Below are 18,014 nucleotides of genomic sequence, written 5' to 3'. Positions count from 1 at the left end.
GGTTGCCCGGGCGGATCGTGAGTGCAGGGGCACGGCCACCTCGCCTCAGAGGGACGTCGGCAGCCCGAGGCCCTCGACGATCTCGACGCCCGCGAGGCGCTCGAGCGCGGAGCCGGGCAGCACGATCTTGGAGCGGCGCACCCCGCTGCCGATCACGACGAGCGGGCGCAGGAGCACGCGGGCGTCGACGAGCAGGCGCCAGCCGGAGGGCAGTCCGATCGGGGTGATGCCGCCGTACTCCATCCCCGACTCGGCGACCGCGCGGTCCATCGGCAGGAACGAGGCCTTCCGCACGTCGAGGAGGCGGCGGACGGCGCCGTTGACGTCGGCGCGGGAGTCGGCGAGCACGACGCACGCGGCGATCCGCTCCTCCCCTCCGCGCGAGCCGGCGACGACGACGCAGTTGGCGAGGTCCGCGTCGTCGAGGCCGTAGTGCTCCTTCGTCGCCGCGGTGTCCGAGAGGGCGGGATCGAGGTCGACGACACCGAGGTCGGCGAGCACGCCGTCGCGCTCGGCGGCGGCGAGGACCGCCTCGGGGAGCAGCTCCGGGTGCTCCGAGGCGGGAACGGGGACGAGCGAGCCGAGCGAGGCGGTCATGGGGGCTCCGGAGGGTCGGGAACGGGTGGGATCCATCGTTCCAGGAACACGGGAGCGGGAGGGCGGCGCGGCGCCGTCCCGGGCCGGTCAGTGCGAGGCGGACTCCCCGCGAGCGGCGGCGCGCTGGGACTCCTCCCGCGCCAGGACCTCGGGGTCGGGCACGACGCGGCCGCGGTGCACGTCGGTGAAGAACTCCTCGCTCAGCACCCGCGTCTCGATCTCGTACCAGCCGGTGCTCCAGCCCGAGCCCAGCGGGTGCTCGGCGTCGAGGAGGACGTGGCCGGGCGTCGCGCCGCGACCGAGCAGCGCCGCGACCGAGCGGTCGGGATCGTAGAGCGCGTGCTCGACCAGCGGGGCGAACACCTCGTGCACGGCGAAGTCCTCGGGCCGGCCCAGGAGGACCGGGACGAGGTCCTCGCCCGCGCGCAGGCCGTTCGGCCACCAGCGGAACCGGTCGACGAGCTCGTGGCACGAGATGCACGAGGGCGAGAAGAAGACGAGGTGGGTCGGCGGCTCGGTGAACTCGGCGAGCGCGATGCGGTCGCCCGAGGCGGTGAGGAGGACGGGCCCGGAGGAGGGTGCGGGAGCGGACGTCGATGCGGGAGCGGAGGGAGGTGCCGCACGGCGCTGCAGGCGGTCGCGCACGAGCACCAGGACGAGGGCGAGCAGCACCGCGGCGAGCGCCGGGAGCCCGGGCGCCAGCGCGGCGGGCGGCACGGGACCCGCGAGCCCGGCGACCGCGAGGGCGACGAGAACGCTGTTGCGCAGGACCGTGCGGCCGCTCATCCGTGCCTCGCCGAGACCGCCGAAGCACTCGCAGTCGACGGGCTCCGGCGCCCGGGCCGCGCCGATCGCGACCACCAGGAAGACCACGAGCACGGCGAGCGCCGCCAGCAGGGCGAGCCGGTGCAGCGGAGCCGGAGCGAGGAGCACGGCGAGGCCGAGCACGATCTCGACGACGGGGAACGAGCGGGCGAAGAGGGTGCCGCGAGCGACCACGGCGGGGAGGCCGAGGGCGCCGAGCGACTCGCGGAACCGCTCCGTGCGGCCGAGCTTCAGCGCCCCGCTCACGACGAGGACGGCGCCGGTGGCCCAGCCTGCGATCGCGAGCAGAACCTCGAGCATCCTTCCCCCTCGTGCACCGGCGGCGGGTGCTCCGCACCGGACGCTACCCGAGGCGCCGCGCGACGCGGGGTCGCCGGCGCGGAACGAGACGCGGTCAGGAGTCGAAGCCGAGGCCCAGCGCGTCGAGGGTGCGCAGGAGCAGGTTGCGCCGCCCGCCGTCGTGGTCGGCGCGGTCGAGCGACCAGCGGGTGGCCTGGATCCCCGCGGTGGCGAAGGGCTCCGGCGGGAAGGGCAGCGGGCGCGAGCGCACCATCTCGAGCTCGGTGCGCTCGGTCCGCTCGCCTGACAGCAGGTCGAGGACGACGTCCGCCGCGAACGCCGTCGTGCCGACTCCGAGCCCCGTGTAGCCCGCGGCATAGGCGACGCGGCCTGAGAGGGCGGTGCCGTAGAACGCGGCGAACCGCGTGCTGGTGTCGATCACTCCGGCCCAGCGGTGGCTGAAGCGCACGCCCTCGAGCTGCGGGAACGTGGTGAGGAAGTGCGAGGCCAGCGCGCGGTAGGTCTCGGGCCGCTCCTCGTAGCGCGAGCGGATACGGCCACCGGGGTGGTAGACCGCGTCGTAGCCGCCCCACAGGATCCGGTCGTCGGCGGTCCGGCGGTAGTAGTGGAACTGGTTCGCCGTGTCGTTGACGCCCTCCCTCCCCCGCCAGCCGATCGACTCGAGCTGCCCGGCGTCGAGCGGCTCGGTCATCAGGACGTAGTCGTAGACGGGCACGGTCATCAGCCGGGTGCGGGCGAGGAGGGAGGGGAAGGCGCTCGTGCCGAGGATCGCGTGCGACGCCTCCACGGCTCCCCGGGCCGTGCGCACGAGCACCCCGGATGCCGTCGACTCGAGACCGAGCACCCGGCTGTCCTCGTGGATCTCGACGCCGAGCTCCTCGGCGACGCGGGCGAGCTCGCGCACGAGCTCGCCGGGGTGCACGAGCGCGCACTGCTCGGCGGGCACGACGAGTCCGGCGAGGTAGGTGGGCGAGTCGACGAGGGCGCGGATGCCGTCGGCGTCGAGGAAGCGCGCGCCCGCTACCCCGTCGCCCTCGGCGAGCTGCGCGATCTGGTGCTCCTCGACGGCCACCGCGAGCGAGCCTGTGCGCTCGAAGCCGCAGTCCATGCCGTAGCCGGCGATCGTCTCCTGGATGCCGTCGAGGTTCTCGACCCCCATGCGCTCGAGTCGGTCGCTCTCCTCCGGCCAGCGGGCGAGGCCGTTCTCGCGGCCGTGGGTGAGGCTCGACTCGACGAAGCCGCCGTTGCGTCCGGAGGCCGCCCAGCCGATCGAGCGGGCCTCGAGGAGGACCACGCGGCGGCCGGGATCGCGCTCCTTCGCGCGCAGGGCGCTCCACAGGCCGGTGTAGCCGCCGCCCACGATCACGAGGTCGGCGCGGACGGAGCCGACCAGCGGCGACCGCGGGGCCGGTGCGTGCTCGAGCCAGAAGACACCGCGCCGGGAGTCGGCGAGGGAGGCGTCGACGGCCGCGGAGGACGGGGCGAGACGTTCGAAAACAGTGGCGTGGGTCGGCATGATGTCTCCATTACGCCAGTGTTCTGATGATTCGGCAACCGGATCCGTCGTCGACGGCGCCCGTGACCGCTCTCGGTGCGCTCCCTGCCCCGGCCGCGCGCCCCGCCGTACACTGCGAGGGAACGGGGAGGGGTCATGCGAGGACGCCGGACGCAGGAGCGACTGCGGGGAACCGCGGCGACCGCTCCCGTTGTCGTGCTCGAAGAGCCCGAGGCCGACGACGTCTCGCCGGGCATGCGCATCGCGGCCGCGTGGTCGTGGCGGGTGCTCGCGGTCGCCGCGATCCTCTGGCTCATCGTGCAGCTGGTCTCGATGGTGCCGGTCGTGGTCGTGCCGGTGCTCGTCGCGCTGCTGCTGACCGCGCTGCTGACTCCGCTGCGCGACCGGCTCGAGGCCTGGCGCCTGCCCCGCGGACTCGCGGTGCTCGTCTCGATCCTGACCCTGCTGCTCGCGATCAGCGGCCTCGTCGCTCTGGTCGTCGTGCAGACCCGGGCCGGGTTCGGCGGCATCGGGCAGCGCACGCTCGACGCGGTCGACGACGTGGAGGAGTGGATCCAGGGCCTCGGCTTCACCCAGGTGCAGCTCACCGACTGGGCGCAGAGCGCGATCACGTGGGCCGACGCGCAGGCCGCGACGATCGCCTCCGGAGCGCTCGCGGTGGGCTCGCAGGTCGCCGAGGTCGTCGCCGGCACGCTGCTCACCCTCTTCTCGCTGATCTTCCTGCTGCTGGACGGGCGGCGGATCTGGTCGTGGTTCCTCCGCCTGCTGCCGCTGCCCGCCCGGGCGCCGCTGCTCACAGGTGCGGCGGCGGGCTTCGAGGCGCTCACGCAGTTCGTGCGGGCGCAGCTCGGAGTGGCGGCCATCAACGCCACGGGCATCGGCATCGGGGCGCTCGCCCTGCAGCTCCCGCTGGTCGTGCCGATCATGGTCACGGTGTTCCTGGGCTCCTTCGTGCCGTTCCTCGGCGCGATCGTCACCGGGGCGCTCGCGGCGCTGATCGCCCTGCTGTTCATCGGGCCGGTGGCGGCGCTGATCATGGTGGGCGTGGTGATCGTCGTGCACCTGCTCGAGGGGCACGTGCTGCAGCCGCTGATCCTCGGATCAGCGGTGAAGGTGCATCCGCTCGCCGTCGTGCTGGGCGTGGCGATCGGCCTCGAGGTCGCGGGCCTCGCCGGCGCGCTGTTCGCGGTGCCCGTGATCGCCACGGTCAACTCCGGAGTCACGGCGATGAGGGACCGCTCGGCCGCCCTGCACGACCGGACCGCCGCGTGAGCGCGCACCCCCTCGATCCGTCGGAGGTGCCCGGATCGAGGGTGCTGCCGGCGCTCGCCTGCCCCGTCTGCGGCGCCGCACTCGCTCCGGACGCGCTGCCGCGGCCCTCGCTCCTGCGCTGCCCGAACGGGCACAGCGCCGACGTCGCGAGGCAGGGCTACGTGTCGCTGCTGCGCGGGCGGCACGCGACCTCCGGCGACACCGCGGCGATGGTGCAGGCGCGCGAGGAGCTGCTCGGCTCGGGGCACTACCGCCCGATCCAGGACGCGGTGGCCGCGGCGGTGCCCGCGGACGCCCGGCTCGTCGTCGACCTGGGCTGCGGCACGGGCGCGTACCTCACGGCGGTGCTCGACGCGCATCCTGAGGCCGCGGGTCTCGGACTCGACCTCTCGGCCCCGGCCGCTCGGCGCGCCGCCCGCGCGCACCCCCGTGCCGCGATCGCGACGGCGGACCTCTGGCAGCCGCTGCCGCTGGCCGACGGCTGCGCCGACGCGCTGCTGACCGTGTTCGCCCCGCGGAACGCCCCCGAGATGCTGCGCGTGCTGCGGCCCGGCGGGACCGCCGTGGTCGTGACGCCGCGGGAGCGGCACCTGCACGAGATCCGCCCGGTCTTCGGCATGCTCGGGATCGACGCGGGCAAGGCGGAACGCCTCGACGAGCAGCTCGCCGGCTTCGCGCTGACCGAGCGGCGGGAGCTCGACTACGCGGTCGCGATGACGCCCGCGGAGCTGCGCGCGGAGGTGCTGATGGGTCCCAGCGCGCACCACGTCGACGCCGGGGCGCTGGTCGCGGTCCTGGCGGAGCGCGAGGGGACGACCGACGTGACCGTCGCGGTGACGGTGTCGGTGTTCACCCGCGCCTGACGCGCGGTGCTCAGTACGACTCCCGGTTCCGCTCCTGGTCGACCACGGCCGCGCGGTCCGAGAGGCGCCGCAGCCCGGCGAGCGGCTGCGCCATGCGGTGGTTCGTGCGCAGCACCGGCTCCACGCGGTCCAGGAACGCCCAGTAGCCGGCCGTCACCGGGCAGGCGTTCTCGCCCAGGCGCACCTTCGGATCGAAGCGGCAGCCGCCGCAGTAGTCCGACATCCGGTTGATGTAGGCGCCGCCGGACGCGTACGGCTTGGTCGCCACGACGCCGCCGTCGGCGTGCTGCGACATGCCGATCACGTTCGCCGGCATCACCCACTCGGTGCCGTCGACGAAGACGTCCACGAACCAGTCGTTGAGCTCGGCCGGATCCCAGCCGCGCTGCAGGCCCCAGTTGCCCAGCACCATCAGGCGCTGGATGTGGTGCGCCCAGCCGTGGCGCCGGACGTCGTCAAGGGTCTCGTGCAGGCAGTTCGCCTCGATGCCCGAGGAGTCGAGCTCGAGCAGCGCCGAGGGCAGCGGGGCGGAGGCGCCGAGCGCGCGGCTGCGCGTGCGGTACTCCGGCCCCAGGTGCCAGTAGAGGTGCCAGACGTAGTCGCGCCAGCCCATGATCTGCCGGACGAAGCCCTCGACGCCCGCGAGCGGAGCGCCTCCGGACGCGTGCTCGGCGACGACGGTGTCGATCACCTCGCGCGGGTCGAGCAGGCCGAGGTTCATCGGAGCGCTCAGGAGCGAGTGCGCCATGGTCCAGTCGCCCGAGAGCATGGCGTCCTCGTAGGGGCCGAAGTCCTGCAGGCGCGAGGACGCGAAGTCGGCGAGCGCCTCCTGCGCCTCGGCGGGAGTGGCGGCGAAGCGCCGCGGACCGTCCTCGCCGACGAGGTGCACGGCTCCCTCGCGCTCCCAGCGGGCGAGGTCCGCGCGGACCTCCTCGTCGATGTCGTCCTCCACCGGCCACCACGGATCCGGCAGCCCCAGCCGGGCCGCACCCTTGGGCGGCGGCTGGCGGTTGTCGTGGTCGTAGTTCCACCTGCCGCCCTCGGGCTGGTCGCCGCGCATCAGCACGCCGGTGCGCTCGCGGCTCCAGCGGTAGAAGTCCTCGAGCAGGAGCCGGGAGCCGGCCCGCGCGAGCGCCCACTCGCGGAAGTCCTCCTCCTCCGTCACGAAACCGCGGCTGGGCAGCACGCTCATGCCCAGGCGCCGGGCGAGGCGGCGGCCGCCGCGGGTGGGCGGATCGATCACCTCGAGGTCGTCGCGGCCCTCGAGCGCTTCGGCGAAGGTCTCGGTGCGGACGTACTCGACGCGGTCGCCCAGCTCGCGGGCGCGGTGCCGCAGCGCCGAGAGCCACAGCTGCGCCTTCGCGCGGTGCATCGGCCGCCGCCCGAAGGCCGAGCGCGCCTCGACGAGCAGCATCGGTCCGCCGTCGTCGAACAGCGGGCCGAGCTGGCCGATGACGCTCCAGCGGGTGCGGGTGGGGATGCTCATGCCCGTCACGCTAGGCGGGAGCGGCCGGGCCGGGTAGGAGTTGCGCCGCGCGGGAGGAGGTGCGGGGAGCGGGAGGGACCGGCACGGATGTGCAGCCGCAACGCCTTGCACCGCGGGGCGTGATGCAGTTCTCTCGAGTGGGGGCCGCCGTTCGGCGTGCCCCGGAACCCGACGCGATGAAGCGAGGAACCCGCCATGGCACACGACGACGAGACTTCCCCCGGAACGACCTCCGACGGCGCGAGCGAGGCGCCGCGCCGCGGCCGCCACGCCGCCGAGACGACCACGACCGAGACCCCGGACGGCGAGTACACGTCGACCGACGGCGTCTCGCACACCGCCACCGACGAGCAGGGCAGCTACATCGACACCTCGGTCCACGAGGAGACCTCCACCGAGAAGGGGAGCTACGTCGACTCCGACTCCGCAGGACCCGACTCGGACGCCGAGGGCGAGTACACCGACCGCGACGAGTGAGCCGTGTGCGGCCGGGGGCTACTCCCCGGCCGCGCGGCCCCGCAGGCGGGCGAGCCGGTACACGGCTCCGACCGCGAAGACCGCGATGCCCGTCAGGATCGACGGCAGCGGCAGGGTGAGCACGAGCAGCACGCAGCCGATCACCCCGCCCATCGCGACGAACCGCGGGTACAGGCGGTAGTGCCGCTCCTGCTTGAGCGCCGACACGTTCGCGACCAGGTAGTAGAGCAGCACGCCGAACGACGAGAACCCGATCGCCGAGCGCAGGTCGGCCACGAGCACCAGCACGATCACGACGGCGCCCAGGGCGGTCTCGGCCCGGCGCGGGACCTGCCGCACCGGATCGACGTGCGCGAGCATCCGGGGCAGGTCGCCCTCGCGGGCCATGGCCAGGCTCGTCCGCCCGATGCCCGCGATGAGCGCGAGCAGAGCGCCGAGCGAGGCGGCGGCCGCTCCGATCCGGACGACCGGTCCGGTCCACGGCCACACCGCGGCCGCCTCGGCGAGGGGCTCGGTCGACGCCGCGAGCCGCTCCGGACCGAGCGCCACGAGGAGCGCCGCCCCGACCACGGCGTAGACGACGACCGCGAGCGCGAGGGCGCCGAGGATCGCGCGCGGGATCGCCCGGGACGGATCACGCACCTCCTCCCCCATCGTGGCGAGGCGGGCGTAGCCGGCGAAGGCGAAGAAGAGCAGCCCGGCCGACTGCAGCACGCCGAGCGGGCCGATGGTGCTGACGCCGCCCTCCGCGGAGGCGACGGCGGGACCGGAGGAGACCGCGGCGGCGACGACCAGCGCGAGCACCGCCAGGACGATCGTCACGATGACGCGGGTGGCGAGAGCGGTCCGGGTGACCCCGAGCGCGTTGACGCCGACGAGGGCCGCGACGGCGAGGACGGCGACGGGGCGCTCCCACCCGGAGGGGGCGGCGTAGGCCGCGAAGGTCAGCGCCATCGCCGCGCAGCTCGCGGTCTTGCCGACGACGAAGCCCCAGCCCGCGAGGAACCCGGGCCACTCGCCCAGGCGCTCGCGGCCGTACACGTAGGTGCCGCCCGAGCGCGGGTACTGCGCGGCGAGCTGCGCCGAGGAGGAGGCGTTGGCCCACGCGACGAGGGCGGCGACTGCGAGCCCGGCGAGGAGCCAGGGGCCCGCCGCGGCGGCCGCGGGCGCGAAGGCCGCGAAGACGCCGGCGCCGATCATCGAGCCGAGACCGATCACGACGGCGTCGCCGGTCCCGAGACGGCGGGCGAGGGAGGCGGGCGGAGTCACCCGACTCTTCTACCGCATCGAGGGGAACGGGCGGTGCTGCAGGGCTTCAGGGCGGCTTCAGCAGGATCGTCCTAGCCTGGGGCGAGCCGCGCTCGCCGCGGGAGGAGCCCGGGAGGACGCCATCCGCATCCTGGTCGTCGACGACGAGATCAACCTGCTGCGCGCCCTCGAGACGGGCCTGGAGGCCGAGGGCTTCGCCGTCGACACGGCCACCACGGGCACGGACGCGCTGTGGCTCGCCCAGGAGGCCGAGTACGCGGCGATCGTGCTCGACCTGATGCTCCCGGACCTCAGCGGCTTCCGCGTCTGCGAGCGCCTGCGCGCGGCCGAGGACTGGACGCCGATCCTGATGCTGACCGCGAAGGACGGCGATCTCGATCAGGTGGAGGCGCTGGACACCGGCGCCGACGACTACCTCACCAAGCCGTTCTCGTTCCCGGTGCTCATCGCCCGGCTGCGCGCACTGATCCGCCGCGGCGCGACGGAGCGGCCGGTCGTGCAGGTGGTCGGCGACCTCGTCCTCGACCCCGCGTCGCGCCGCGTGGAGCGGGGCGGGGTGCCGATCCCGCTGACGGCGCGGGAGTTCAGCGTGCTCGAGTACCTCGTGTCGCGGGCCGGCGACGTCGTCCCGAAGCGGGACGTGCTCGGCGCGGTCTGGGACTTCGACTTCGACGGCGACCCGAACATCGTCGAGGTCTACATCCGCACGCTCCGGAACAAGATCGACCGGCCGTTCGGCGTCGACACGATCCGCACGCAGCGCGGGGCGGGCTACTCGCTGGTGGCCGGATGAGCCGCCTGCGCACCCGGATCACGCTCGCGGCCGCCGCCGTGGTCGCCCTCGCCTCGGTGCTCGGCGGAGTCGGGTTCGTGCTGGTGCTCTCCTCCGTGCTCGCGGCGAGCGCCTCGAGCACCGCCGAGGCCGAGGCCGAGCGCCTCGGAGCGCTGGTCGAGTCGGGCGGTGCCGACGTGGTCCGCGCCTCGGAGGGGGTCGTGCAGCTCGTCGTCGACGGCCGCGTGGTCGCGGCGGGCGAGGACGCGGAGGACCTGCCGGCCCTGGCGCAGGAGGAGGGCGACGACCCCGTCACCGTGCAGGTCGAGGACGAGGGGCCCGTGGTCGTCGCCGCTCAGGAGCTCGACGACGGGTCGCTCCTCGTCGCAGGGATCCCCGACGAGGGGCGGGCGGAGGCGGTCGCGACGACCACGGCGCTCCTCGCCGTCGCGGTGCCGCTGCTCGTGGCCTTCGTCGCGGTGGTCTGCTGGGTGGTGGTCGGGCGGGCGCTGCGCCCCGTCGACCGGATGCGCGCCGAGGCCGACTCCGTCACCGCGGCCGCCCTGGACCGCCGGGTCGCGGAGCCCGGCTCGGGCGACGAGATCGACCGCCTCGCGCGCACGCTGAACCGCATGCTCGACCGGCTGCAGGACGCGCAGGAGCGGCAGCGCCGCTTCGTCTCGGATGCGTCGCACGAGCTGCGCTCCCCCGTCGCGGCCCTGCGGCAGACGGCCGAGGTGGCCCTCGCGCACCCGGACCGCCTCGACTCCGCCCGCCTGGCGCGGACGGTGGCCGAGGAGTCGGTGCGGATGGGCGGGCTGATCGAGGGACTGCTGCTGCTCGCGCGCGCCGACGAGGCGCGACTGGCGATCGCGGCGGCTCCGGTCGACCTCGACGACCTGGCGTTGCGCGAGGTGCGGCGGCTGCGCGACTCCGGGATCGAGGTCGACGCGAGCGGAGTCTCACCCGTGCAGGTCGTCGCCGACGAGGCGCTGCTCGCGCGGGCCGTGCGGAACCTGGTCGACAACGCGGTGCGGCACCGGTCGTCGCGCCTCGCCCTGGCCACCCGGGCCGACGGGGACGGGGCCGTGATCGTCGTCGACGACGACGGGCCGGGCATCGCGGCGGCCGACCGCTCGCGCGTGCTCGGGCGGTTCGTGCGGCTCGACGAGGGCCGCGCCCGCGACGCCGGAGGATCGGGGCTGGGCCTCGCGATCGTGGCCGAGATCGCGGCGGCGCACCACGGCGCGGTGTCGATCGAGGACGCTCCCCTGGGCGGCGCGCGCGTGGTGCTGCGGCTCCCGCTCTAGACGGGGGTCGTCGAGGCGTCCCGCTCCCGTCGAGACGTCCCGCTGCTGCTGGACGTCTCGACGATCCGAGGACGTCTCGCGGCCCGGAGCGCTTCAGGGTGGCTTCAGCGGCCGGACGCGAGAGTGGTCACGGCGTCGAGGACCGGCGCCGGAGTAGGAGCGGATCATGCAGAAGAAGACGAAGATCATCACCGCCGTCGCCGGAGTCGTCGTGCTCCTCGGAGCGGGCACCGGGATCGCCTACGCCGCGACCGACGGCTTCGAGGGATCCGACCGCCTGACCGGAGCGGACCTCGAGCGCGCGAGCGACGCGGCCCTCGAGGAGATCGGCGGGGGCACCGTGACCTCGGCCGAGCGCGACGACGACGGAGCCCCCGGCTACGAGCTGGAGCTGCGCGGCGAGGACGGACTCGAGTACGACGTGCGCCTCGACGACGCGTTCGCGGTGCTGTCGGTGGACGCCGACGACGACGGGCGCCCCGCGAGCGGATCCGCCGAGGGCGGAGCGTCCCAGGGCGGCGACGACACCTCGACCTCGGGGGTCGTCGACCCCGACGACCTGACCGGCGACGACCTGGCGCGCGCCTCGGAGGCGGCCCTCGCGGCGGTCGGCGGCGGCACGGTGACCGAGGCGGAGCGCAGCGACGACGCCGACCACGCCTTCGACGTGGAGGTCACGCGCGAGGACGGGACCGACGTGGACGTCGATCTCGACGCGGACTTCGCGGTGGTCGCGACGAACGACTGACGGCCGGACGCGGGAGCGGCTCAGCCGTTCCCGGAACCGTTGCCGTTGCCGCCGTTCCCGTTGCCGTTGTTCCCGTCGTTCCCGGTGCCGCTGTTCCCGTTGCCGCTGTTGCCGTTGCCGCTGTTCCCGTTGCCGTTGTTCCCGTTCGCGGGAGCCTCCTCGGCCGGCTCCGACTCCTCGGGCTCCGGAGCCTCCTCCTCGACGGGTGCCGTCTCCTCGGGACTCGGAGAGGGCGCCTCCTCCTCGGTCTCGACGGGAGCCGGAGTCTCCTCGACCGGGGCCTCCTCGACCGGGACCTCCTCGACCGGCTCCTCCTCGACGGGGGTCTCCTCGACGGGCTCCTCGGGATCCGGAGCCTCCTCGGTCTCGACGGGAGCGGGCTCCGGAGCCTCGCCGGCCGCGGTCGCCGCCTCGAGGTCGCCGCGCACCACGTCCACCTCGGCCTGGATCGACGCGGCCCGCTCCTGGGTCACGGAGCCGGACGTCAGGGCCGCGGCGAGGGCGGCCTGCAGGGCCTCGAGCTCGGTGAGGGCGCCGGCGAAGTCGTCGGCGGAGGCGCGCTCCGCGACCGCGACGACCGCGTCGTCGAGGGTCTGCGCGGTGGCGTCGTCGATCGACGGGTCGGCGGCGGAGCAGCCCGAGAGCAGGAGGACCGCGGTCACGACGGCGGCCGGCCAGGTGCGGCGCGTGATCACGAGCGGATGCTCTCGCGCAGGCGCTGCAGGTGCTCGCCGAGCTCGCCGTCGACGGCGGGCAGCGGCGTCTGCTGGTCGCCGCCGAGCAGGACGACGGCGAGTCCCACCGCGATCGCGACGAGCGCGAGCACCAGCACGAGCAGCCACGGGTTGGGCCCGCGGCGGCGCTCGGGCTCGCGCCGGAGAGCGGTCGTCGCAGTGGCGGGGGCGGTCGGAGCCACGGGAGCCGCCGCGGTCTCGGCCGGCAGGAGGGTGGTCGCCGCGGTGCCGTGCTCGGGGACGGGGTACACCGCCGTCGCCTCGGCGGTCGCGTCGAGCAGCTGCGTCCGGGCGGCCGTGAGGGGCACATCGGGCACGACGATCGCCGTCGGCGGTCCGTCGCGGCGCGGGTCGATCAGCTTGCGGGCGGACTCGGCGACCTCGAGCGCCGACGGGCGCTCCTCCGGCTCGCGCTGCGTCATCGAGCCCAGGAGCGCGGACCAGCCGCTGCCCAGCGACGCCGACACCTCGGGGTCGCGCAGCAGCCGCGCGAGGGTCACCTCGATCGCCGAGCCCGTGAACGGGCGCTTGCCGGTCAGCGACTCGAGCAGCACCAGGCCGAGGGAGTAGATGTCGCTCGCGGCGGTCAGCGGATCGCCGTGAGCCTGCTCGGGGCTGAGGTACGCGGCCGTGCCGATCAGCGTGCCGGGCGAGGTGATGCGGGTCGCGTCGATGAGGTAGGCGATGCCGAAGTCGGCGAGCTTGGGCCGGAACTCGCGGCTGGTCAGCGGACTCGGCACGAGCAGGACGTTCGACGGCTTCACGTCGCGGTGGACGACTCCGGCCGCGTGCACCGTGTGCAGGGCCTCGCCGAGATCGGCGGCCATCGACGCGACGTCGTTGGGGGCGACGGGCCCCGAGGCGAGTCGCTCCGACAGGCTCGGCCCCTCGGCGAGCTCCATCACCATGTACGCCTGGCCGCCGGTGTCGTCGCCGCCGTCGTGCGCGTCGTACAGCGTGACCAGGGCGGGGTGGTTGAGGGCCGCGAGCAGCCGGATCTCGGAGGACTTGCGCTGCAGGTCCTGCGCGTCGTCGATGCCGGCCGCGAACATCTTCAGCGCCACCGACCGGCCGAGGATCTCGTCGCGGGCCCGGTAGACGGTGGCCATGCCACCCCGGCCGATGAGCTCCTCGATCGTGTAGCGGTCGCCGACCGTCGAGCCGATGACTCGGGTCTCGCCCGTCCGGTGCGATGCCACGGGGTTCCTCCTCGCGCGGTGGGTGCTGCGGCGTGTGCCGCGCCCCCCGGTGCGACCGTCGCTCCAGGGTAGTACGTCGGGCGACCCCTCCGTAGGGGCCGAGAGGCGCTGTCAAGCGGGTGTCCCACCTCCGGGGCGCACGTAGCGTGGGGGCATTCCAACGGAGGGAACAGACATGACGGACCACGCGGATCAGGGATCGACTCTCGAGGACCAGGGCTCGACCATCGGGAAGCCCGACGGCGCTGCGGCGCCCACGTCGAGCGAGAGCGAGACGATCGAGAAGGACATGACGGAGTCGCCCGGCAGCGAGCGCGAGACCGCGGCGAAGCAGGACAGCGCCCCGGATGCGAGCGCGACCGAGGTCTCGGGCGACGCCGAGGTCAAGACGGTGCCCGGCACGGGCGGACCGGACGACGTCGGAGACGTCGAGGTGCCGCCGGGCGAGGTGCACCTGAACGGCAAGCCGTTCCCGGGACACGCAGGAACGGCGTAGTCGCCTGATGGCACGACCCCGTCGGGACTAGAGCTCCACAGGCTCCAGGACCGACGGGTCGCGCCGATCGACCGTGCGGGAGTTGTTGACGCGCCGGTCGACCGGGTACGCCGTGATCGTCGAGGCCATCGCGGCCGAGGCGCCGTCGAGCGTCGCGAGCATCTCCTCCGCGGAGTCGAGGGGCTCGGGCGACAGCCACACGTCGCGGACCTCGTCGGTGAGGAAGACGGGCATCCGGTCGTGCACCTCGCCCGAGGCGTCGCGCGCCTCGCGGGTGATGATCGTGAACGACACCCGCCAGGCCTCGCCGTCCTTCTTCGCCGTGTAGAGACCGGCGGCCGCGAGGATCGGCTCCTCGCCGTGCAGGAACCACGGCTGCTTGCCGTCGGCGAGCGTCTGCCACTCGTAGTAGCCGCGCATCGGGACGATCGCCCGCTGCTTCGCGAAGGCCCCGCGGAACAGGCCGTTCGAGGCGACCGTCTCGAGCCGGGCGTTGATCGGCGACGGCCCCTTGCCCTTCGCCCACGAGGGCGTGAAGCCCCACGAGGCCAGTTCGACCTCGCGTTCGACCGCTCCGTCGTGGAGGCGCTCGCGCACGATCGGCGCGGAGTCGGTGGGGGCGACGCTGAAGTCGGGCGCCCAGTCGGCGGCCCTCCCGCCTGCCGCGACGAACTCGCGGATCAGCTCATCGGTCTCGGAGTCCATCGCGAAGCGGCCGCACATGGGAGGAACGCTACGCCGGAGGACCGACAGCGGCCAGCAGCGGATCCGGACGCACCCGGCGGATCGTCGCGACGGCGAGTCCCGCGACCATCACCGCCCCTCCGACCAGCTCGCCGGCCGAGGGCGCCTCGCCCAGTAGCGCCCAGGCCGACAGGACGCCGACGACCGGCACCAGCAGAGTGAACGGCACGACCGACGCCGCCGGGTACCGGGCGAGCAGCGAGTTCCAGATGCCGTAGCCGACGAGCGAGGCGAACACCGCCGTGTAGAGGGTGCTGAGCACCGCCGCCGGAGTGAGGCCCGACAGTGCGCTCGCGACGGCGGGGCCTCCGTCGACGAGGAGCGAGAGCAGCAGCGCCGGCACCGGGACGACGAGCGCCGACCACACGACGAGCGAGAGTCCGGAGGCGCCCTTCGCGCGGCGGGTGAGCACGTTGCCGATCGCCCACGACAGCGCTCCGCCGAGGCAGACGACGAACGGCAGCCACGGCGCGGTCGTGCCGTGGGCGATGCCGACGATCACCAGGCCCGCCACCCCGACCCCGAGACCCGCGAGCTGGCGCGGCGTGGGCCGCTCGCGCAGGACGACGGCGGCGATCAGCACCGTCAGCACGATCTGCGCCTGGACCACGAGTGAGGCGAGACCCGCGGGCATGCCGAGGGCGAGCGCCAGGTAGAGAAGAGCGAACTGCCCCAGGCTCATGAAGGCGCCGATGACGAGGACGGTGCGCAGCGGAGCCTCGGGACGCGGCACGAAGAAGACGGCCGGCACCGCCACCACCGCGAAGCGCATCGCCAGGAACAGCAGGGGCGGCACGTCGGCGAGGCCGACGTCGATTACGACGAAGTTCAGCCCCCACAGCAGGACGACGACGAGGGCGAGGAGGCTGTGGCGACGGGACATGCCTCGAGACTGTCCGACGCGAACCGACAGCACCAGCGCAGGTCGCTACCGCCGACCCGGTAGCGTTCGTTCATGATCGAGCCCTCGGCCCTCCGCGCCCTGATCGCCGTGCGCGACTGCGGGACCGTCGCCGCGGCCGCCGAGGCGCTGGGCTTCACTCCGTCCGCCGTGTCGCAGCAGCTCAAGCGGCTCGAGCGCCAGTCCGGCGGGCCGGTGGCGCAGCGCGCGGGCCGCTCGGTGTTCCTCACCGAGCACGGGCGCACGCTCGCCGAGCGCGGCGAGCGCCTCCTGGCCGAACTCGAGGCGCTCGAGCACCTCGGAGCGGCGCCGGCGGAGGAGATCACCGGCACCCTGCGGGTCGCCGCGTTCTCGACGGCGATGCGCGGGCTGCTCGTGCCGGCCCTCGCCGTGCTGCGCGAGCGCGCGCCCCGACTCCGGATCACGCTCGACGAGCTCGACCCGTGGGAGGCGGCGCAGCGGCTCGAGCGCGGAGCGGCCGATCTGGCCGTGCTGCACGACTGGCCCGGCCTCTCGCTCGATCTGCCGTCGACGATCGAGACCGCGACGCTGCTCGAGGACCGCGCCGACATCCTGATCCACCGCGACCACCCCCTCGCGGGGAGCCCGACGCTCGCGCCGAGCCGGCTCGCCGACGAGACCTGGGTGAGCATCCCCGCCGGGGCGATCTGCCACGCCTGGCTCCTGCGCACCTTCGCCGGCACCGGGCGACAGCCCGTCATCGCCTACTACGACGAGGACTTCAGCACGCACATCGCGCTCGTCGAGGCGGGCGCGGCCGTGGCGCTCGTGCCCCGCCTGGGCCGCGAGCCGCTGCCGGAGCGGGTCGTCGCGGTGCCCGCGGTCGATCCGGTGTCGACGCGGGTCGTCTCGGCCGCCTGGCGCCGCTCGAGCCGCGGCAGCCCGGCGCGGACGGCGGTGCTGGGCGCGCTGCGCGCGGTGGTGTGAGCGGAGTGCGCTGCGCGCGGTGGTGCGAGCGGGACCTGTCAGACCGACGCGTGCTCCGGGCTCCGCACCCGGCTCTTCGCCGACCAGAAGCGCATGAGAGCGCCGGCCAGGATCGAGCCGAGGGCGCCCGCCGCCAGGTCGGCGAGGGTGTCCTCGTAGGCGACGAAGATCGCGCCGTCGATGAACGTGTGGCCGGCCCACTCGCCCCACTCCCACAGCACGCCGGCGGTGGTGCCGAAGCACGCGCAGAGCACGATCGCGGGGGCGAGCGGTCCGCGCTCCCCGGCGACCGTCGGTACGACTCCGGCGTGCGCGGCGACGACGTAGGCGACGGCCGCCGCGAGTCCGTTCAGGGTGAAGTGCACGACCAGGTCCCAGGCCGCCCAGGCCTGGTAGAGCTCGAGAACGCTGCTCCAGGAGGCGACCAGCAGCGAGACTCCGAACGCCGCGTCGAGCGCGGGGCGGACGCCGAGGAACCGGGTGAGGACGAGGCCGATCGACGAGAGGGCGAACACCGCGACGTCGACGAAGCCCCAGCCGATGCCGGCGGCGACGATGCTGGCGACTCCGAGCGCCCGGACGATGTCGGCGAACCACTCGCCCCGGGTGCGGGGCGGCTCGAGGAACGTCTCGACGAGGACGGCGGCGCTCACGGCGCCGTGAACCGCAGCACGGCCTGGACCGGCTCGTGGTCGGACGGGGCCGCTCCGTCGTAGCGGACCGCGTTGATCCCGGCCGAGACCACGTCGAAGGCTCCCGCGGTGACGGTCAGCCAGTCGATCCTCCGTCCGGAGCGCGGCGCGCGGTAGTTGGAGTAGGTGCCCCACGCGGGCGTGAGGGTGCGCTGCGCGACGACCCACGAGTCCGCGAGACCCCCGCCGTCGAGCAGGGCGCGGTAGGGATCGGATCCGACGTCGGTGTTCGCGTCGCCCATCACGATCGCGGGCCGGCCGAGCGCGGTGACCCGCTCGGCCAGGAGCTGCGCCGAGCGGAGCCGGCTGCTGCGCGAGAGGTGGTCGAAGTGGGTGGCGACCACGGTCAGCTCGCGGTTGACCGCGTGGTCGACGAGCTCGGCGATCACGGCCGTGCGCGGGATCCGGTTGCCCCAGCTGCGCGAGCCCGCGACGTCCGGAGTCTCGGACAGGGCGATCTGCGACCAGTGGCGCACCGCGAAGCGGCTGCGGTCGACGAAGAGCATCACGCGCTCGCCGCTGCGATCGGGGTCGCGGCCGAAGCCCATCCCCTCGAAGGAGGAGCCGAGCACCTCCTGCACGAACTCCGCCTGGTCGGGCATCGCCTCCTGCACCGCGAGGATCGACGGGCGCTCGGCCTCGAGCAGGCGGCGGATCAGGGGCTGCCTCCGGTCCCACAGGTCGACGGCGCGCGAGGTGAGGCGGGGCATGCGGCGACGGATGTTGTAGCTCATCACGTGCAGCTCGGGCGCCTCGGTCGGACCGATCAGGGGCGTCGGGTCGGTCATGCCCCCACCCTACGGCGCTCCCCCTGGACCGACCCGGAGGCGCCGCAGGCTTGCGGAGACTGGCCCGCGCGCACCTA

General features: G+C 74.4%; 19 protein-coding genes. 8 read left to right on the top strand and 11 right to left on the bottom strand.

Annotated elements, in window-relative coordinates; genetic code table 11:
• Nucleotides 1-45: 45 nt before the first annotated feature.
• The 3 genes from ASF48_RS03305 to ASF48_RS03295 form a co-directional block, all read right to left on the bottom strand.
• Nucleotides 46-597, bottom strand: coding sequence for a YbaK/EbsC family protein (locus tag ASF48_RS03305; RefSeq protein ID WP_055786325.1), 552 nt, complete (start codon nucleotides 595-597; stop codon nucleotides 46-48).
• A gap of 87 nt (nucleotides 598-684) precedes the next feature.
• Nucleotides 685-1,722 carry a MauE/DoxX family redox-associated membrane protein gene (locus ASF48_RS03300; RefSeq protein ID WP_055786323.1) on the bottom strand — a complete coding sequence of 346 codons (1,038 nt, stop codon included), beginning with the start codon at nucleotides 1,720-1,722 and terminating at the stop codon, nucleotides 685-687.
• A 94-nt stretch (nucleotides 1,723-1,816) separates the two neighbouring features.
• Nucleotides 1,817-3,238, bottom strand: a complete 1,422-nt coding sequence (locus ASF48_RS03295) for an NAD(P)/FAD-dependent oxidoreductase (protein ID WP_055786320.1) — start codon at nucleotides 3,236-3,238, stop codon at nucleotides 1,817-1,819.
• Between the two features lie 135 nt (nucleotides 3,239-3,373).
• Between ASF48_RS03295 and ASF48_RS03290 the strand changes: the two genes are divergently transcribed.
• Together ASF48_RS03290 and ASF48_RS03285 are read left to right on the top strand one after the other, a co-directional pair.
• Nucleotides 3,374-4,510, top strand: coding sequence for an AI-2E family transporter (locus ASF48_RS03290; protein ID WP_055786318.1), 1,137 nt, complete (start codon nucleotides 3,374-3,376; stop codon nucleotides 4,508-4,510).
• The gene (locus ASF48_RS03285; protein WP_200930958.1) at nucleotides 4,507-5,373 is read left to right on the top strand and encodes a methyltransferase domain-containing protein; all 867 of its coding nucleotides are present in this window, start codon (nucleotides 4,507-4,509) and stop codon (nucleotides 5,371-5,373) included. Before ASF48_RS03290 ends, ASF48_RS03285 begins: the two co-directional genes overlap by 4 nt.
• A gap of 10 nt (nucleotides 5,374-5,383) precedes the next feature.
• Here ASF48_RS03285 and ASF48_RS03280 read toward each other — a convergent pair whose 3' ends face one another.
• The gene (locus ASF48_RS03280; RefSeq protein ID WP_055786315.1) at nucleotides 5,384-6,859 is read right to left on the bottom strand and encodes a cryptochrome/photolyase family protein; all 1,476 of its coding nucleotides are present in this window, start codon (nucleotides 6,857-6,859) and stop codon (nucleotides 5,384-5,386) included.
• Between the two features lie 195 nt (nucleotides 6,860-7,054).
• Here ASF48_RS03280 and ASF48_RS03275 point away from each other — a divergent pair, with 195 nt between their 5' ends.
• Nucleotides 7,055-7,336, top strand: coding sequence for a hypothetical protein (locus ASF48_RS03275; protein ID WP_055786312.1), 282 nt, complete (start codon nucleotides 7,055-7,057; stop codon nucleotides 7,334-7,336).
• A gap of 18 nt (nucleotides 7,337-7,354) precedes the next feature.
• Here the strand turns inward: ASF48_RS03275 and ASF48_RS03270 are convergent, their stop codons facing one another.
• Nucleotides 7,355-8,605 (bottom strand): APC family permease, encoded by a 1,251-nt coding sequence (locus tag ASF48_RS03270; protein ID WP_055786309.1) that lies wholly within the window; start codon nucleotides 8,603-8,605, stop codon nucleotides 7,355-7,357.
• A 121-nt stretch (nucleotides 8,606-8,726) separates the two neighbouring features.
• Between ASF48_RS03270 and ASF48_RS03265 the strand changes: the two genes are divergently transcribed.
• From ASF48_RS03265 to ASF48_RS03255, 3 genes are all read left to right on the top strand, one after another.
• On the top strand, nucleotides 8,727-9,398 hold the full coding sequence (locus ASF48_RS03265) for a response regulator transcription factor (RefSeq protein ID WP_055788854.1): 672 nt from the start codon (nucleotides 8,727-8,729) through the stop codon (nucleotides 9,396-9,398).
• Complete coding sequence (locus ASF48_RS03260; RefSeq protein ID WP_055786306.1) at nucleotides 9,395-10,687, top strand: sensor histidine kinase; 1,293 nt, start codon at nucleotides 9,395-9,397, stop codon at nucleotides 10,685-10,687. Before ASF48_RS03265 ends, ASF48_RS03260 begins: the two co-directional genes overlap by 4 nt.
• A 166-nt stretch (nucleotides 10,688-10,853) precedes the next feature.
• On the top strand, nucleotides 10,854-11,435 hold the full coding sequence (locus tag ASF48_RS03255) for a PepSY domain-containing protein (protein WP_055786303.1): 582 nt from the start codon (nucleotides 10,854-10,856) through the stop codon (nucleotides 11,433-11,435).
• Between the two features lie 20 nt (nucleotides 11,436-11,455).
• Here the strand turns inward: ASF48_RS03255 and ASF48_RS03250 are convergent, their stop codons facing one another.
• Together ASF48_RS03250 and ASF48_RS03245 are read right to left on the bottom strand one after the other, a co-directional pair.
• A complete protein-coding gene (locus ASF48_RS03250) occupies nucleotides 11,456-12,130 on the bottom strand; it encodes a hypothetical protein (protein WP_055786300.1) in 675 nt (224 codons plus the stop codon).
• Nucleotides 12,127-13,368, bottom strand: a complete 1,242-nt coding sequence (locus ASF48_RS03245) for a serine/threonine-protein kinase (protein WP_055786297.1) — start codon at nucleotides 13,366-13,368, stop codon at nucleotides 12,127-12,129. Before ASF48_RS03245 ends, ASF48_RS03250 begins: the two co-directional genes overlap by 4 nt.
• A gap of 175 nt (nucleotides 13,369-13,543) precedes the next feature.
• Here ASF48_RS03245 and ASF48_RS03240 point away from each other — a divergent pair, with 175 nt between their 5' ends.
• Nucleotides 13,544-13,864, top strand: a complete 321-nt coding sequence (locus tag ASF48_RS03240; protein ID WP_055786294.1) for a hypothetical protein — start codon at nucleotides 13,544-13,546, stop codon at nucleotides 13,862-13,864.
• A 27-nt stretch (nucleotides 13,865-13,891) separates the two neighbouring features.
• Here the strand turns inward: ASF48_RS03240 and ASF48_RS03235 are convergent, their stop codons facing one another.
• Both ASF48_RS03235 and ASF48_RS03230 read right to left on the bottom strand, forming a co-directional pair.
• A complete protein-coding gene (locus tag ASF48_RS03235; protein WP_082480955.1) occupies nucleotides 13,892-14,587 on the bottom strand; it encodes an SOS response-associated peptidase in 696 nt (231 codons plus the stop codon).
• Between the two features lie 10 nt (nucleotides 14,588-14,597).
• On the bottom strand, nucleotides 14,598-15,491 hold the full coding sequence (locus tag ASF48_RS03230; RefSeq protein ID WP_055786291.1) for an EamA family transporter: 894 nt from the start codon (nucleotides 15,489-15,491) through the stop codon (nucleotides 14,598-14,600).
• 72 nt (nucleotides 15,492-15,563) lie between these two features.
• Here ASF48_RS03230 and ASF48_RS03225 point away from each other — a divergent pair, with 72 nt between their 5' ends.
• Nucleotides 15,564-16,457, top strand: coding sequence for a LysR family transcriptional regulator (locus tag ASF48_RS03225; protein WP_055786289.1), 894 nt, complete (start codon nucleotides 15,564-15,566; stop codon nucleotides 16,455-16,457).
• A 38-nt stretch (nucleotides 16,458-16,495) separates the two neighbouring features.
• Here ASF48_RS03225 and ASF48_RS19245 read toward each other — a convergent pair whose 3' ends face one another.
• Together ASF48_RS19245 and ASF48_RS03215 are read right to left on the bottom strand one after the other, a co-directional pair.
• Nucleotides 16,496-17,110: a hypothetical protein gene (locus tag ASF48_RS19245; RefSeq protein WP_055786286.1), complete on the bottom strand. Its 615-nt coding sequence runs from the start codon at nucleotides 17,108-17,110 to the stop codon at nucleotides 16,496-16,498.
• Nucleotides 17,107-17,937: an endonuclease/exonuclease/phosphatase family protein gene (locus ASF48_RS03215; protein ID WP_055786283.1), complete on the bottom strand. Its 831-nt coding sequence runs from the start codon at nucleotides 17,935-17,937 to the stop codon at nucleotides 17,107-17,109. The genes ASF48_RS19245 and ASF48_RS03215 overlap by 4 nt, the downstream gene beginning before the upstream one ends.
• Nucleotides 17,938-18,014 lie beyond the last annotated feature (77 nt).

This window comes from Rathayibacter sp. Leaf299 (assembly GCF_001423055.1).
GTDB lineage: Bacteria > Actinomycetota > Actinomycetes > Actinomycetales > Microbacteriaceae > Rathayibacter > Rathayibacter caricis.
The sequence above is the reverse complement of the archived record's forward strand: the minus strand, read 5'-3'. Positions and strand labels throughout refer to the sequence as shown.